At 64.7% G+C, this 16,342-nt stretch carries 13 protein-coding genes; 8 read left to right on the top strand and 5 right to left on the bottom strand.

Annotated features, from left to right (window positions below):
• Nucleotides 1-101 precede the first annotated feature (101 nt).
• On the top strand, nt 102-2,033 hold the full coding sequence (locus XI04_RS15940) for an alkyl/aryl-sulfatase (RefSeq protein WP_271609691.1): 1,932 nt from the start codon (nt 102-104) through the stop codon (nt 2,031-2,033).
• Between the two features lie 183 nt (nt 2,034-2,216).
• Here XI04_RS15940 and XI04_RS15935 read toward each other — a convergent pair whose 3' ends face one another.
• A complete protein-coding gene (locus XI04_RS15935; protein ID WP_028143097.1) occupies nt 2,217-3,287 on the bottom strand; it encodes a glycosyltransferase family 4 protein in 1,071 nt (356 codons plus the stop codon).
• A gap of 275 nt (nt 3,288-3,562) precedes the next feature.
• On the opposite strand from XI04_RS15935, the gene XI04_RS15930 reads away from it, so the two are divergent.
• Genes XI04_RS15930 through XI04_RS15915 form a run of 4 tightly spaced genes read left to right on the top strand, consistent with a single transcriptional unit; the run spans nt 3,563 to nt 9,438 of the window.
• A complete protein-coding gene (locus tag XI04_RS15930) occupies nt 3,563-5,326 on the top strand; it encodes an ABC transporter ATP-binding protein (protein ID WP_028143096.1) in 1,764 nt (587 codons plus the stop codon).
• A 58-nt stretch (nt 5,327-5,384) separates the two neighbouring features.
• The gene (locus tag XI04_RS15925) at nt 5,385-7,589 is read left to right on the top strand and encodes an amylo-alpha-1,6-glucosidase (protein WP_271609690.1); all 2,205 of its coding nucleotides are present in this window, start codon (nt 5,385-5,387) and stop codon (nt 7,587-7,589) included.
• A 20-nt stretch (nt 7,590-7,609) separates the two neighbouring features.
• Nucleotides 7,610-8,128: a PRC-barrel domain-containing protein gene (locus XI04_RS15920; RefSeq protein WP_028143094.1), complete on the top strand. Its 519-nt coding sequence runs from the start codon at nt 7,610-7,612 to the stop codon at nt 8,126-8,128.
• A 23-nt stretch (nt 8,129-8,151) separates the two neighbouring features.
• Nucleotides 8,152-9,438: an MFS transporter gene (locus XI04_RS15915; protein ID WP_028143093.1), complete on the top strand. Its 1,287-nt coding sequence runs from the start codon at nt 8,152-8,154 to the stop codon at nt 9,436-9,438.
• 68 nt (nt 9,439-9,506) lie between these two features.
• Here the strand turns inward: XI04_RS15915 and XI04_RS15910 are convergent, their stop codons facing one another.
• The 4 genes from XI04_RS15910 to fixL all read right to left on the bottom strand — a co-directional run bounded on the left by XI04_RS15910 (nt 9,507) and on the right by fixL (nt 12,951).
• Nucleotides 9,507-10,205 (bottom strand): helix-turn-helix domain-containing protein, encoded by a 699-nt coding sequence (locus XI04_RS15910; protein WP_026202804.1) that lies wholly within the window; start codon nt 10,203-10,205, stop codon nt 9,507-9,509.
• A gap of 103 nt (nt 10,206-10,308) precedes the next feature.
• The gene (locus XI04_RS15905; protein ID WP_028143091.1) at nt 10,309-10,725 is read right to left on the bottom strand and encodes a response regulator transcription factor; all 417 of its coding nucleotides are present in this window, start codon (nt 10,723-10,725) and stop codon (nt 10,309-10,311) included.
• Between the two features lie 73 nt (nt 10,726-10,798).
• Nucleotides 10,799-11,416 carry a response regulator FixJ gene (gene fixJ, locus XI04_RS15900; protein ID WP_028143090.1) on the bottom strand — a complete coding sequence of 206 codons (618 nt, stop codon included), beginning with the start codon at nt 11,414-11,416 and terminating at the stop codon, nt 10,799-10,801.
• Nucleotides 11,417-11,433: 17 nt separating this feature from the next.
• Nucleotides 11,434-12,951, bottom strand: coding sequence for a sensor protein FixL (gene fixL, locus XI04_RS15895; RefSeq protein WP_028143089.1), 1,518 nt, complete (start codon nt 12,949-12,951; stop codon nt 11,434-11,436).
• Nucleotides 12,952-13,151: 200 nt separating this feature from the next.
• Between fixL and XI04_RS15890 the strand changes: the two genes are divergently transcribed.
• The 3 genes from XI04_RS15890 (at nt 13,152) to ccoN (ending at nt 16,332) form a co-directional block, all read left to right on the top strand.
• Nucleotides 13,152-13,985, top strand: a complete 834-nt coding sequence (locus tag XI04_RS15890; RefSeq protein WP_028143088.1) for a universal stress protein — start codon at nt 13,152-13,154, stop codon at nt 13,983-13,985.
• A gap of 34 nt (nt 13,986-14,019) precedes the next feature.
• Complete coding sequence (locus XI04_RS15885) at nt 14,020-14,445, top strand: CBS domain-containing protein (protein WP_271609688.1); 426 nt, start codon at nt 14,020-14,022, stop codon at nt 14,443-14,445.
• Nucleotides 14,446-14,682: 237 nt separating this feature from the next.
• Complete coding sequence (ccoN, locus tag XI04_RS15880) at nt 14,683-16,332, top strand: cytochrome-c oxidase, cbb3-type subunit I (protein WP_038946982.1); 1,650 nt, start codon at nt 14,683-14,685, stop codon at nt 16,330-16,332.
• Nucleotides 16,333-16,342 lie beyond the last annotated feature (10 nt).

Here is a 16,342-nt window from a genome sequence, read left to right as displayed (position 1 = left end):
CCTCCAGGGGAGAGTGAACCCGGCTGCGCTTCGCTCCATCAATGGCAAACGGCTGTGAGATGCGGTTAGATGGCTCTCACCAGATCAGGGGAGCCATCTTGATGACGGACATTTCGAACAGCGAGCCGAAGGACGCGACGCCGTCCGTCGTCGCGCAGCAAACAACGATGCTGAACGCGCTGCCGTTTTCCGACACGCGGGATTTCGACGACGCCGCGCGTGGCTTCCTCGGAACGATCGAGAACGCGACGATCACGAACCCGCAAGGGAGGACGGTCTGGAGCCTCGAGCCTTACGGCTTTCTGTCCACCGATCAGGCGCCGCCTACGGTCAATCCGAGCCTGTGGCGGCAGTCGCGTCTCAACATGCAGCACGGCCTGTTCGAGGTCGTGCCCGGTGTCTACCAGGTACGCGGGCTCGACATCGCCAACATGACGCTGATCGAGGGCGACAGCGGCGTCATCGTCGTCGACACTCTGACCTCGATCGAAGGCGCCCGCGCCGCGCTCGATCTTTACTTTAAGCATCGCGGCCTGAAGCCCGTTGCTGCCGTGATCTTCACCCACACCCACACCGATCATTGGGGCGGCGCGCGCGGCATGCTGGAGGACGACGCGCTCGCCACCGGCCGCGTGCCGATCATCGCTCCGAACCTGTTCATGGAGCACGCTGTCTCCGAGAATATCATCGCAGGCCCCGCGATGCTGCGCCGGGCGCAGTATCAGTTCGGGCCGCTGCTCGCCAAGGGGACGCGGGGGCAGGTCGATTGCGGGCTCGGCAAGTCGATGGCGGCAGGATCAGTTGCGCTGCTACGCCCGACCGATTTGATCATGGCGACCGGCGACAGGCGCGTCATCGACGGCGTCGAGTTCGAATTCCAGATGGCGCCGAACAGCGAAGCACCGGCGGAGATGCATTTCTTCATCCCGCGCTACAGGCTGTTGAACCTCGCCGAGAACTGCACTCATAATTTCCACAATCTGTTGCCGTTCCGCGGTGCCGACGTGCGCGACGCGCTGGCCTGGTCAAAATATCTGGGCGAGGCCTTGCAGCTCTGGGACGGCAAGGCGGAGGCGATGTGCGGCCAGCATCATTGGCCGGTGTGGGGAGCTGAGCGCATCGGCACGATGATCCGGCAGCAGCGCGACCTCTACAAATTTGCGCATGACCAGACCATCCGCCTGATGAATCACGGCCTCACCGCGGCCGAGATCGCCGAGACGATCCAGCTGCCCAAGAGCCTGGAAGGCGCCTGGCACGGCCGCGGCTATTACGGCCACATCCGGCACAATGTGAAGGCGATCTACCAGAAATATCTCGGCTGGTACGACGCCAACCCGGTCAATCTCGATCCGCTGCCGCCGGTGGAGTCAGGCAGGAAGTACGTCGAGTATATGGGCGGGGCGGATGCGATCCTCGCGCGGGCGCGTGCGGATTTCGATAAGGGGGAATTCCGCTTTGGCGCCCAAGTGCTCGGCCATCTCGTCTTCGCCGAGCCCGACCATGCGGCAGCGCGCGCGTTGCTCGCCGACACGCTGGAGCAGCTCGGCTACGCCGCCGAAAGCGCGACCTGGCGCAACGCCTATCTGTTCGGCGCGCAGGAATTGCGCCAGGGCATGCCGAAGGTGCCGGCGCGCCCCCCGATGCCACGGGAGACGCTGGCTGCGCTGCGCACCAGCCAGCTCTGGGACGTGCTCGGCATCCGCCTCAACGGTCCCAACGCCGAGGGCAAGCGCATCGTGCTGAACTGGAGTTTTTCCGATACCGGCGAGACCTTCGTGCTCAATCTGGAGAACTGCGCGCTGACCTATAGCGAGGGCGTGCAGGCAGAGGGCGCCGATGCCAGCTTCACGCTGGCGCGCGCAACGCTCGACGAGGTGATCGCCAAGCTGACGAGCTTTCCGGAGGCGGTGGCTGCGGGCAAGGTCAAGCTGTCGGGTAACCCGATGAAGCTCGCCGAGCTGATGGGCCTGATGGACGAGTTTCCGCGCATGTTCGAGATCGTGGAGCCGAAGCGGGCGGTGGTGAGGTAGGTGCTTTCGCAACAATACCAGTGTCGTCCCGGCGAAAGCCGGGACCCATAACCACAGGATTGCGTTTTTGCGCGAGCTGGCAACTCCGAGTCTTCGCAAAACTAATGCTGCGGAGTATGGGTCCCGGATCGGCGCGCGCTTAGGGCGCGCTTGTCCGGGACGACAGTTGTGATTGTGGCTAGCCTACTCCGCGCTGCTCACCAGCTTGATCCGCGGCGACTGTTCCTCGGCGAGGCTGCGATAGGCGGCGAGGTAATCCAGTGCCATTCGCCGCGCCGTGAAACGCGCCTCGAACTGCTTGCGGATCGCAGTGCGGTCAAGTTGCGGAAGGCGATTGACGACGCCGGCTGCACTCAGGACATCCTCGACGACGAAGCCGGTCAGCCCCTCGTCGATGATCTCCGGCACCGAGCCGCGGTTGAAGGCGACCACCGGCGTTCCGCAGGCCATGGCTTCGATCATCACAAGGCCGAACGGCTCCGGCCAGTCGATCGGCAGCAGAAGGCCGAGCGCGCCGCTCAAAAAGTCCGACTTCTCGTGATCGCTGATCTCGCCGATGAACTCCACCAGCGGATTGTTCTCGATCATCGGCCGGATCAGCTCGTCGTAGTAATCCTGGTCGGCACGATCGACCTTGGCCGCGATCTTCAGCGGAATGCCGCAATGGGTCGCGATCTTGATGGCGCGGTCGACGCCCTTCTCGGGCGCGATGCGGCCGAGCACGGCGAGATATTCCTGTTTCGCCGGCTTCGGCGTCAGCAAGTTCTCCGGAAGACCGTGATGAATCGTGGTCACCCAGTTCGCCTGCGGCACCGGCCGTCGCTGCGCATTGGAGATCGAAATGACGGGCATCTTCGAGAAGGTGTTGAACACCGGCTGATGCTCCGGCAGGTCGAGCCGGCCGTGCAGCGTGGTCAGGAATGGCGTCGGCTGGCGGTGGAACAACGACCACGGATAATAGTCGAGATGGAAGTGGAGGAAGTCGAACTCCTCGTCGTCACATTTTTGCCGCACACGCTCCAGCAGCACCATGTGCAGTGCATTGGGGTCACGTACGGAACCGTCGAGACGGAGCGCCTTGGGCCACAGCGCATCCAGCTTGGCTGATGTCTGCGAGTCGCCGCTGGCAAATAGCGTCACGTCGTGCCCGAGGGCCACCAGCTCTTCCGTCAACCAATGCACCACCCGCTCGGTGCCGCCATACAGCTTGGGTGGAACAGCCTCCGTCAACGGAGCAACCTGCGCGATGCGCATCTCACCATCTCCTTTGTGCGATCATGATCGTAGAAAGCCCCCGCTTGTCGGCACCGGCAATGCCAGCCAAGGGAACGTTCCCGCACTTGCGAAGTTCCTTCCTCCAAAGGTTACTTATTCGACACGTCCGGTGTTCGTCGCGATGCTGCCATCACATCTTCGCAGATCGTCCGCATCCGCATGTCGTGATGAGGTTGCCCGGGAACCGAGGCGAACTGGTCGATGTTCAGTCGATCAGTAACAAAATGAAGACCAGCAAACGGGGCGATAGCCATATGGATCATCTTTCTGGATACGCGCGCAGGCCATTTGCCTTTGTCTTGCGCTATCTTCGGATGCGAATGGCATCGCATCTGGTGATCCTGGCCGCGGTCGTTGCGGCGGTTGCCTGCTCCGTAGGCACCCAATACGGGGTCAAATCCCTTGTCGACGCCTTGTCTGCGGGTCCTTCGCAAGGCGGCGGCGTATGGCTGGCATTCATTTTACTCATGTCGCTGATCGCCGCTGACAACTTCCTGTGGCGGATCGCGAGCTGGACGGCGAGCTTCACCTTCGTTCGTGTCACGGGAGACTTACGACGTGACATATTTCGTCATCTGACCGGACACGCGCCGAGCTACTTTTCGGACCGGATGCCCGGCATGCTGACGAGCCGTATCACCGCGACGTCGAACGCGGTGTTCACGGTTGAGAACATGTTCGTCTGGAACGTTTTGCCGCCCTGCATTGCCACAATTGCGGCAATCGCCCTGATTGGAACCGTCAGTCCTTACATGGCGCTTGGCCTGATCGTGATTGCCGGCGGCATGGTGGTTGCGATGTTCCGCCTCGCCGCCGCGGGCAAGCCGCTGCATGACGATTTCGCCGACAAGGCCGCCGTCGTCGACGGCGAGATGATCGACGTCATCAGCAACATGCCCCTGGTGCGGGCATTCTGCGGTATCGGGCACGAGCACGAGCGGTTCGACGCGACCGTGAGCCGGGAACTGACCGCGCGAAGCCGCAGCCTGCGTTATCTGGAAAAGCTGCGGCTCCTGCATGCCGCTGTGACCGTGCTTCTGACGATCGCGCTGATGGCCTGGGCGGTCACGCTCTGGCAGCAGGGCGAGGCGACCACCGGCGACGTGGTGCTGGTCTGTACGCTCGGTATCTCCATCCTGAGCGCGACGCGCGACCTTGCGGTGGCGCTGGTCGACGTAACCCAGCACGTTGCGCGGCTGACCGAGGCGATCGCCACGCTGCTGGTGCCGCACGAATTGCGTGATCATCCCGAGGCGGAGCCCCTGGTCAAGAGCGGCGCCGCGATCGCGTACAATAACGTCACCTTCGGCTATCCCGGCGGCGAGAAGATCTTCGAGCGCTTCAGCCTGCGGCTCCAGCCCGGCCAGCGCGTCGGCCTGGTCGGCCAATCCGGCGGCGGCAAGTCCACACTGTTCACGCTGCTGCAGCGCTTCTACGATACCGACGAGGGCAGCATCACGATCGACGGCCAGGACATTTCGAAGGTCACGCAGCAGAGCCTGCGCGAGGCGATCTCCGTGGTGCCCCAGGACATTTCCCTGTTCCACCGTTCCATCCGCGAGAATATCCGCTATGGTCGGCCGAATGCGACCGATGACGAGGTGCTGCGCGCGGCGATCGCAGCACGCTGCGATTTCGTCGAGAGCCTGCCCGATGGCCTCGACACCATGGTCGGCGACCGCGGCGTCAAGATGTCCGGCGGCCAGCGCCAGCGCATCGCGATCGCGCGCGCCTTCCTGAAGGATGCGCCGATCCTGCTGCTGGACGAGGCGACCGCCGCGCTCGACAGCGAGTCCGAGGAAGCGATCCGCGAGGCACTGTCGCGCCTTATGCGCGGCCGGACCGTCATCGCGATCGCGCACCGGTTGGCGACGCTGCGCAATTTCGACCGCGTGGTGGTGCTGAAGCATGGTAAGATCATCGAGGACGGCTCGCCGGAGCGTCTGATGCAGGGCCACGGGCCATATCGTGAGCTGGTCACGCGGGAAATGAGCCGGCTCGCGCAAGCCGCCGCGTAAACCCACAGTCGCGTTCTCGAGTCGGTTGCGTTTCGAAACAAGCGCAGGGGAGCAGCTCATGTCGGCCGAAGCCGTAGCCCAATTCGTCTCCGTGACGCGCACCTCCGAACAGGTTGCGGAACAGCCTTTCTACATTCCCATGACCGGGCCGTCGGCCCGGCCGCGGCGGTCCCTAAAGCACGACGACACCTTCATCGTGCTCGACAGCCATGGCGACATCGGCGCCTCCGCCGGCGGGCCGGACGGTCTGTTTCACTACGACACCCGCTATCTGGCGCGGCTGGAGCTCGTGCTCGACGACCTCCAGCCGCTGCTGCTCGGCTCCAATCTGCGCGACGATAATTCGTCGCTCACCGTCGATCTCACCAATCCCGACATCTACCGTCAGGGCCGCCTCGTCTTCCAGAAGGACCTGCTGCACATCGTGCGCACGATCTTCCTGTGGCGCGGCACGGCCTATCAGCGCATCGGCGTGCAGAACCACGGCGACGGGCGGGCCAGTTTCGAGCTAACGTTGCTGTTCGACAACGATTTTGCCGATCTGTTCGAGGTCCGCGGCGAGCGCCGCCCGCGCCGCGGGACCGGCACGAGCAAATTGCTCGGGCCGACCGACGTCCTGTTCGAATATCGCGGCCTCGACGACACCGAGCGCACCACGGGCCTGCATTTCGACCCGCGTCCGACGCGGCTGTCGGTGAATGCCGCGACCTGGCAGATCGAGCTGGACCCGCATGAATCCAAATCGCTGTTCGTCGCCGTATCCTGCAACCGGCCGGTCGCGGAGAAGCCCGCACGCTTCTTCAGGGGCCTGCTCGCCCATCGGCGCGAGATGCGCCGGTCCACGATGGGCGCCGCCAGCATCGAGACCTCGAACAACATCTTCAACGAGGTGCTGTGCCAGGCCATGGCCGACCTCAACATGCTGATGACGGAGACGCCGCAGGGGCGTTATCCCTATGCCGGCATTCCCTGGTACTCGACGACGTTCGGCCGAGATGGCCTGATCACCGCGCTCCAGATGCTGTGGGTCGATCCGCGTGTCGCCAAGGGCGTGTTGCGCCGGCTCGCGCATTTCCAGGCCAAGGCGACCGATCCGCTCGCCGATGCCGCGCCCGGCAAGATCCTGCATGAGATGCGCGGCGGCGAGATGGCGGCGCTGCGCGAGGTGCCGTTCGCGCAATATTATGGCAGCGTCGATTCGACCGCGCTGTTCGTGCTGCTCGCCGGGAGCTATTTCGAGCGGACCGGGGACGAGAAGACCTTGATCGAGCTATGGCCGGCGATCGAGGCGGGGCTGGCCTGGATCGACGGTCCCGGCGATCCGGACCAGGACGGCTTCGTCGAATACCAGCGCGCGACCGAGAAGGGGCTCGTCAACCAGGGCTGGAAGGACTCGTACGATGCGATCTTCCATGCCGACGGCCAGCTTGCGGAAGGCAATATCGCGCTCGCCGAAGTCCAGGGCTACGTCTACGCAGCCAAGCTGCTCGCTGCGCGTTGCGCGCTGAGGCTCGGCAAGCCGGACCGTGCGCGTAAGCTCGAGGCCGAAGCCAGGACGCTGGCTGAGCGCTTCGAGAAGGCGTTCTGGTGCGAGGAGCTCGGCAGCTACGCTCCCGCCCTCGACGGCAAGAAGCGGCCCTGCAAGGTGCGGACCTCGAACGCCGGCCAGGTGCTGTTCAGCGGCATGATCCGCGAGGACCGTGCCCGCCTCGTCGCCGCCGATTTGATGCGGCCGCATTTCTTCTCGGGTTGGGGCATTCGTACGGTTGCTGTCGGTGAAGTGCGCTACAACCCGATGTCCTATCATGACGGGTCGATCTGGCCGCACGACAACGCGCTGATCGCGCTCGGGCTCGCGCGCTACGGCCTCAAGCATTCGGTCGCGCATGTCTTCAAGGGGCTGTTCGACGCCGCCACCTATATGGACCTGCGCCGGTTGCCCGAATTGTTCTGCGGCTTCCGGCGCGAGAAGCGCCGCGGCCCGACGCTCTATCCGGTCGCCTGCGCGCCGCAGGCCTGGGCCAGCGCGACGCCGTTCACGCTGCTGGAGGCGGCGCTCGGCATCGAGTTCGACGTGGCGCGCAGCGAGATTCGCCTGCGCAACCCGCATCTGCCGGCGTTCCTCAACGAGGTGATCCTGCGCGATCTCAGGCTCGGCGAATCCAGTGTCGATCTTCGTGTCAGCCGACACGGCGACGACGTGGCGCTGGAAGTCTTGCGCACGCGCGGCCAGATCCAGGTGTCGATCGTGCTGGCGCGCTAGCGGCGCGCAGGGAGAGTGTCATGCGTGCGATCGGAGCGTTGATCCTTGGCATAGCCATCGTCGCGGGCCTGGCGGTGGCCACGTCGCGCGCCGCAGAGGAGCCGCCTGCAGGGCAGAGCGAGGCGAAAGCGCCGACGGCAGCGTCGCCGACCTCGGCCGTCCCGGTCACGCCGAAGGACGCCGCGCCGCCGCCGTCGGTGACCATCATCGGCGCGAGCGAGGCCCATGGCGTGCTCGGCCGCGACGTGCGTAGCGCCGCGGATGAGGACATGGGTCGCATCGTCGACGTCATCGTCGACCGCGGCGGCCATGTCCGCGCCGCGGCCATCGATTTCGGCGGATTTCTGGGCGTCGGCAGCCGCAAGATCGTGGTGGATTGGAACGCATTGCGCTTCGGCAAGATTGCCAACAAGAAGGACAGCATCACGCTGGAACTGACCAAGGCGCAGGTCGCGGCCGCGCCGGAATACAAGGAAGACACGCCGATCGTCGTGCTCGGCGCGTCCGGCAGCCTTCAACCGCTGCAAGCGATCCAGTGAGGTGCCGGGAGGGCTGACCGCCTGTGCTGTTGTCGAGGAAGCCGAACCATGCGGATCGTGACGGCCGCGCCGAGCAGGACAACGTCACCGCGCCATCGGCCGCGGGCATTCCTGCGCCGTCGCGGCAGAGCCTGCGTGGCCTCGACTGGTTCATCTTCTTCCTCGCCGACGTGCAGACCGGATTCGGTCCCTTCATCGCAGTCTATCTGACGACCCAGAAATGGACCCAGGTCGAGATCGGCCTCGTGCTGTCGATCGGCGGTATCGTCGCGTTGATCGGGCAGATGCCGGGCGGGGCGATCATCGATGCCGCCAAATCGGAGCGACTGGTCGCCGCCCTTGCGATCGCCACCATCGGCGCTTGCGCGCTGGCCTATGCCGCGATGCCGATCTTTCCGGTGGTGGTGGCCGCGGCCACCCTGCATGCGGCGGCGAGCTGCGTGCTGGGGCCGGCGATTGCGGCGATCAGCCTTGGCCTCGTCGGCCCGCTCGCGATCGGCGAGCGGCTCGGCCGCAACGCGCGCTTTGCCTCGCTCGGCAACGGCGTAGCGGCGGCGGTGATGGGCACCGCGGGCTATCTGCTGTCGAGCCGTTCGGTCTTCCTGGTCACATTCCTGCTCGCGATTCCGACCCTGATCGCCCTTTCGCGCATCCGCGAGCACGAGGTCGACATTGCGCGCTGCCACGGCGAGATGCCGCGCGAAGCGGCGGACCGTGGCGACACCAATATTTGGCACCTGATCCGGCAGCGGCCGCTCATCGTCTTCGCCCTCAGCGTGCTGTTGTTGCAGCTGGCGAATGCCGCGATGATGCCGCTGATGGCGAGCGCTGTGACGGCGCGGTCCGCCCAATGGGCGACGGTGCTCGTCGCCTTTTGCATCGTCGTTCCGCAAGCGATCGTGGCGCTGCTGTCGCCGACGGTCGGGCGCAAGGCGCAAGCGTGGGGCCGGCGGCCGTTGCTCCTGATCGGATTCGGCGCGCTGACGATTCGCGGCCTGCTGTTTGCGACCGTGCGTGATCCGTATCTGCTGGTCGCAGTGCAGGTGTTCGACGGCCTCACTGCGGCGGTGTTCGCGGTGATGATTCCGCTGATCGTGGCCGATGTCGCCTTCGGCAGCGGCCATTTCAACCTGGCGCAGGGCATCGTCGGCACTGCGATCGGCATCGGCGCGTCCTTAAGCACTGCGCTCGGAGGCTATGTCAGCGACAAGTTCGGCAATGCGACCGCCTTCATCGGGCTGTCCGGCGTTGCCGCGACCGGGCTCTTGCTGATTCTGTTCGTGATGCCGGAGACGCGGCGCACGGCATGATTCGAGGCCCAAAGAAAATGGCCGGCCGAAACGCGTTCGGCCGGCCAAGTGGGTAGGGAGGAGGAAGATCAGGCGTCGAGATGTTGCAGGCGCTGGCGGTTGCGCAGCACGATCTGGCGGGCGCCGGAGAAGCCCAGAATCCCCTGGGCGTGAAGCTGCGACAGCGCGCGCGACACGGTTTCGAGGGTGAGGCCGAGATAGTCGCCGATGTCGCGGCGGCACATCGGCAGCGCCATCATGCCGGCAACGGCGAGGCGGCGGTCCATTTCGAGCAGGAAGGTCGCAACGCGCTCCATCGCGGTCTTGCGGCCCAGCAGCAGCATGTGATCCTCGGCATGGCGCAGCTCCGAGGCGGTCATGGCCCAGAGCTTGCGGGCGACCTGGACGTCGGTGCCGGCGGCCTTCTCGAGGCTGGCGCGCTTCACGAGGCGCACGGTGGTGTCGATGATGGCTTCGGCAGCAAGGCGGTGAGCCGGACCGGATTCGAGGCCGAACACGTCGCCGGGAAGATGGAAGGCGCCGATCTGGCGGCGGCCGTCGGACAGGAGCTTGTAGCTGCTCACTGCGCCGGACACGACCTGGTAGACATATTCGGCCGGCTCGTCCTCGCCATAGATCTCCTCGTCCTTGCGGTAGGAGAACTCGGTGGCGACGAGGCCGACATGGCCGGTGATGGCGCCGAACTGGTCGGTAACGGGATGGCCTGGGGCGATCTTGCCAACAATCTGGGTGTTGATCGCCTGGGTGTTGAGGGTCTGGGTGAGCATCTGCGCCATCTCCGTTGTGATGACGCTTTGGTACGCGGTATCGGGGGCTTCGAAAATTTCGAGCGATATCTTAAGGGGGTCTACCTACGTAGAATCCCGTAGGTCACGCGCGGGGGCGGTCCTGAATGGCCCGGCGGATGCGCTTGATCAGGTTTTCGTCGAGAAGCGGCTTCAAAACCACGTCTTTGACGCCCGCCGCGGCCGCCCGGGTCGAGATGTTCTCGTCCGGATAGCCGGTGATCAGGATCACGGGGGCGCCGCGGTCGGCCTCGCGCAGGCGGCCCGCCAACTCGATGCCGTTGATGTCGGGCATCTTGTAGTCGATCACGTAGCAGTCCGCCCCGCGCGCGCCGCCGGCGTTGAGCAGCGCGGTGCCGCTCCTGAAGGTCCGCACGGCAAAGCCGTCGGTTTCCAGCAGGAACCGCAGAGAGCCCAGGACGGCGGCATCATCATCGACCACGTAGACGGTGGGGAGCGCTGAGGACGACGGCCGCTCATGATGTGAACCGACCTCGATCATGCTGCTTGGCTAGCACGGCGCCGGGAAGGGGCCTTGACTTGCCTCAATCCCGTTTGCCCCTATCCGACTTGCCTCAATCGTTGAGCATGCCGGCGCGCATTGCGAGGCGGACCAGCTCCGACAGGCTGTTGGCCTGCATCTTGGTCATGACGTTGGCGCGGTAGACCTCGATGGTGCGCGGGCTGATGTCGTATTCGCGGGCGATCAGCTTGTTGGACAGGCCCGCGATCAGCCCCTCCATGACTTGGCGCTCCCGGGGACTCAAGGAGGCGACGCGGGCGGCGATGTCCTGCGTGACGGCCTCGCTCCTGGCGGCGGGCTCGGCCTGGCGGATCGCCGATTCGATCATCGTGGTGAGGCGGTCGTCCTCGAACGGCTTTTCCAGGAAGTCGACCGCCCCCAGCTTCATCGCCTCGACTGCGAGCGGCACGTCGCCATGACCGGTCATGATCAGGATCGGAAACGGGCTTTGCTGCGCCTTCATCCGCTTGAGCAGCTCGATCCCGTCGAGTCCCGGCATGCGCACGTCGGAGACGACGCAGCCGAAGGCGAGGCCGGGCAGGGCGTCGATGAAGCTCTGCGCACTGTCGAACAGCGTGACGCCGAAGCCGGCGGAATCCAGCAGGAAGTTCAGCGAATCCCGCATCGCCGCATCGTCGTCGATGACGTAGACATGTCCCTTGGTCGTCATGAATCGGTTCTCGTCAGTCAGTTCTCGGCGGTCGCCGGCAAGGTGAAGCGGAATGTCGCGCCGCCCGATGCATTGCTCTCGGCCCACATACGGCCGCCGTGAGCCTCGATGATCGAGCGGCTGATGGACAGTCCCACGCCCATGCCGGTTTCCTTGGTGGTGAAGAAGGTTTGAAACAGGTTTGGAATGACGTCGCCCTGGAAGCCGGAGCCGGTGTCGGAGACCTCCACCTCGATCATGTCGTCGGCGACGCGGGTGTTGGCGACGACGAGCTCGCGGCGCGGCGACTGCGCCATCGCCTCCAGCGCGTTGCGGAACAGATTGACCAGCACCTGCTGGATCTGCACCCGGTCGGCGAGGACGAGATCGGCGTCGGGATCGAGGCTGAAGCGGAGCTGTACGTTCTGCTCGCGCGCGCCGGCAAGCCCGAGCGCGCCGGCCTCCTCGATCAGCTTGGACAGGCTCTCGACCCGCTTCTCCGACTCGCCGCGCGAGACGAAGTCGCGCAGGCGCCGGATGATCTGGCCGGCGCGCAAGGCCTGCTCCGCCGCGCGATCCAGCGCGCTTTCGATCTTCGGCGTGTTCGCGTCGGTGCTGCCGGCGAGCAGCCGCCGCGATCCCTTCATGTAGTTGCTGATCGCGGCCAGTGGCTGATTGAGCTCGTGGGCGAGCGCGGAGGCCATTTCGCCCATCGCAGTCAGTCGCGAGACGTGGACGAGCTCGGATTGCAATTCCTGGAGCCGGGCCTGGGTCTGCTGGTGCTCGGTGAGGTCGCGGACGAATCCGGTGAAATAGGGCTCGCCGGCGGATTCCATCTCTCCGATCGACAGGTGCATCGGAAATGTCGTGCCGTCGCGGCGCTTGCCGGTCACGATGCGGCCGATGCCGATGATGTGCGGATCGTTCGTGGAGCGGTAGCGGGCGATGTAGCCGTCGTGGCGGGTGCGATCAGGCTCCGGCATCAGAATGCTGACGTTCTGACCGATCGCCTCGTGCTCGGACCAGCCGAACAGGCGCTCCGCAGCCGTGCTGAACAGCTGCATGATGCCGTGGCCGTCGATGACGATCATGGCGTCGGGAATAGTATGAAGAATCGAGCGGAGGTGGGTCTCGCGCGTGCGCAGCGCCTCCTCCACCTGCTTTTCCTCGTCGATGTCGAGAAAGATGCCGCTGAGATGACGCGCCGTGCCGGCTTCGTCCCGAATGAGTCCGGCTCGGGCGCGAATCCATTGCCCGTTGCCTGAGGGGTGCGCGACCTTGAAAGACACGTCAAAGCTGCCGCCACGCTCGGAAACGCGCTTGATTGCGCTCTCGACCCGCTCCCTATCGGTCGGTTGAAGCCGCGACAGGAAGAGATCGTAGCTCGCCGGCTGACCCGGTTCGGCGCCGAGCAGAGCCCTGGCGGTATCGGACCAGTCCAATTCCCGTGTCGCGAGGTCGAGGTCCCAGGTGCCGACGCCGAACCCCTCGATCCGAACGCGAAATCGTTCGCCCCGACCGTCGTCCTGCGAGTGCGTTACGCGGGTCGGCGACAAATGATGCTCCTCATCCTGATGCGGCGGCTCCGGACGCGGTTACCGCTCCCCTAATGTCGCCTAAGGCCGGGCCGGAGGCAAGTTCTGTCGGTTTGCCGATTGACGGCAAGTCGAGCGCCGGCGCCCTCCTTGATCTATCTCATCCCGATGTGCGGAGGCAGGCGTAAATTTCACCAAAGTCTTTGCACTGGAGAATTCCGATGACATACGCGACGGTGATGGTCAGCCTGGCGCTCGACCAGTCCAACGAAGCGCGTCTTCAGGTCGCGGGCGAGCTCGCCGAACGATTCGAGGCTGATATCGTCGGGGTCGCCGCGGCCCAGTTCGCGCCGCCGCTCTATTTCACCGACGGCGCCGAGGCGCAAGCGCTGATCGACGAGGGCGAAGCTTCGGTCAAGCGGCGGCTGGCTGGCCTCGAGGCGCAGTTCCGCGCCGCCACCAGGAATCGCGGCGGATATGCGGAGTGGCGCAGCGCCATGGACTTTCCGGCGCGATTCGTCCTGGCGCAGGCGCGCTGCGCCGACATCGTGGTCAGCGGCGGGCAGAGCCCGGCCTTCTCCGATGCGTTCGCGCTCGCGAGCCCCAAGGACCTGGTGATGCAGGCCGGCCGTCCGCTTCTCGTCGTCCCCGATCGGGTCAATTGGCTCGATCTGCGGAATGTGCTGGTGGCGTGGAAGGACACGCCGGAGGCCCGGCGGGCCGTGTCCGACGCGCTGCCGATGCTGCGCAAGGCGAGGGACGTCACCATCACCACAATTCCGGAGCGCGACGACGACCGTTCGGTCGTGATGGCCGGCGTCACCGACGTTGCGGCCTGGCTCGCCCGCCACGGCGTCACCGCGACCGCGCGCATCTACGAAGGCGCCCGGAACGAAACCGCCGCCGCGCAATTGGAGAAAGTCGCCGGCGACGTCGATGCCGGCCTGATCGTTGCGGGCGCCTATGGTCATTCGAGATTTCGTGAACTGATCCTGGGAGGCGTCACCCAATATCTGGTCACGCAGACCGCCCGCAGCGTGCTGCTGTCGCACTGACGGCCGGCCAGAATCGAATCGAGGAGGACGCGCCGTGTACAGATTTCTTGAACAAACCGTCGACTGCTACATGACGCGCAACGTCAAGGCGGTGCAGCGCGACCGTGACCTGCTCGAGCTCAGCGAGATGTTCGAGACCGATGATTTCAACTCCTATCCGGTCGAGGACGACGGGCAGGTGGTCGGCATCGTCACCAAATTCGACATTCTGAAGTGCTTCGCCTTCACGCCGAGCCAGATGCTGCCCCGCTATCACGACCTGATGAGCCGCAAGATCGGCGACGTCATGACGCCCGAGTTCATCTATGTCAGCCCCGACACGCGGCTGACGCGCGTGCTCCAGATCATGGTGGAGCACCGCATCAGGAGCATCATCGTGCTCGACGGTGCGCAGAAGCTGGTCGGAATCATCGCCCGCGAGGATGTCATCGCGGCGCTGAAGGCGACCGCGCGCGACTGACGGACTATCCCTGATCGATTTCATTGTCGCCTCCGTGATTATACGGAGGCTATTCCCGTTTGCGCGTCACGCCGGGCCGGCCTGCTCGCGGGTCGAGATTTCAAGGGAACCGATTTCAAGGGAACCAAAGGGATCATCGCCGGCTACGGAGAACTTAAATGCCTGTCTTGATTTCAATCAATTCCGAGTGAGGGTGAATGTGGTTTCTGGCGCTGTGTTCTTTCAGAGAGAATCCGCATGAGCCAGCCCTCCATTTCCAAATCCATGACCATCGGTGAAAGCGGCTTGGCTGTCGTGTTCGCAGTCACCGCCTTCCTCTGCGTGATCGCCTCGGCCAAGGCGCTGGATGCGCCGTTCGCCTTCCATGCCGCGCTCAGTGCGGCGGCGAGCCTTGCCGCAGTGTTCGTCATCGTCAACCGCTACCTCGATCGGCCGGCTACGCTGCCGCCGGCGGAGATCAACGGCCGCCCCAACTACAACATGGGGCCGATCAAGTTCACCGCCTTCATGGCGATGTTCTGGGGCATCGCGGGCTTCCTCGTCGGCCTCATCATCGCCTCTCAGCTGGCCTGGCCCGCGCTGAATTTCGATCTGCCCTGGACCAGCTTCGGCCGGCTGCGGCCGCTGCACACCTCCGCCGTGATCTTCGCCTTCGGCGGCAATGTGCTGATCGGCACATCGTTCTACGTGGTGCAGAAGTCCTGCCGCGCGCGCCTCGCCGGCGACCTCGCGCCCTGGTTCGTCGTGGTGGGCTACAATTTCTTCATTCTCGTCGCCGGCACCGGCTATCTGCTCGGCGTCACCCAGTCGAAGGAATATGCCGAGCCGGAATGGTATGCCGATTTGTGGCTGACGATCGTCTGGGTGACCTATCTGCTCGTCTTCCTCGGCACGGTCATCAAGCGCAAGGAACCGCACATCTTCGTCGCGAACTGGTTCTATCTCGCCTTCATCGTGACGATCGCGGTGCTGCATCTCGGCAACAACCCGGCGCTTCCCGTCTCGGTGTTCGGCTCGAAGTCCTACGTCGCCTGGGGCGGCATCCAGGACGCCATGTTCCAGTGGTGGTACGGCCACAACGCGGTCGGCTTCTTCCTGACCGCCGGCTTCCTCGCCATCATGTACTACTTCATCCCGAAACGCGCCGAACGGCCGATCTATTCCTACCGGCTGTCGATCATCCACTTCTGGGCACTGATCTTCCTCTACATCTGGGCAGGTCCCCACCATCTGCACTACACGGCGCTGCCCGACTGGACGCAGACGCTCGGCATGACCTTCTCGATCATGCTGTGGATGCCCTCCTGGGGTGGCATGATCAACGGCCTGATGACGCTGTCGGGTGCCTGGGACAAGCTGCGCACCGATCCCGTGCTGCGCATGCTCGTCGTCTCCGTCGCCTTCTACGGCATGTCGACCTTCGAAGGTCCGATGATGTCGATCAAGGTGGTCAACTCGCTCAGCCACTACACCGACTGGACCATCGGCCACGTGCACTCCGGCGCGCTCGGCTGGGTCGGCTTCGTGTCCTTCGGCGCGCTCTACTGCCTGGTGCCGTGGGCCTGGAATCGCAAGGGGCTCTACAGCCTGAAGCTCGTCAACTGGCACTTCTGGGTCGCGACCCTCGGCATCGTCCTCTACATCTCGGCGATGTGGGTGTCCGGCATCCTCCAGGGTCTGATGTGGCGCGCCTACACTTCGCTCGGCTTCCTCGAATATTCCTTCATCGAGACCGTCGAGGCGATGCATCCCTTCTATATCATCCGCGCCGCCGGCGGCGGGCTGTTCCTGATCGGCTCGTTGATCATGGCCTATAACCTCTGGATGACCGTTCGCGTCGGCGAGGCGGAAGTCCAGATGCCCGTCGCTCTTCAGCCGGCGGAATGAGGAGCTCCAC

Source organism: Bradyrhizobium sp. CCBAU 11430 (assembly GCF_028128855.1).
GTDB classification, from domain to species: Bacteria; Pseudomonadota; Alphaproteobacteria; order Rhizobiales; family Xanthobacteraceae; genus Bradyrhizobium; species Bradyrhizobium ottawaense.
Note: the sequence above shows the minus strand (reverse complement) of the source record. Positions and strands in the feature narration are given on the sequence as shown.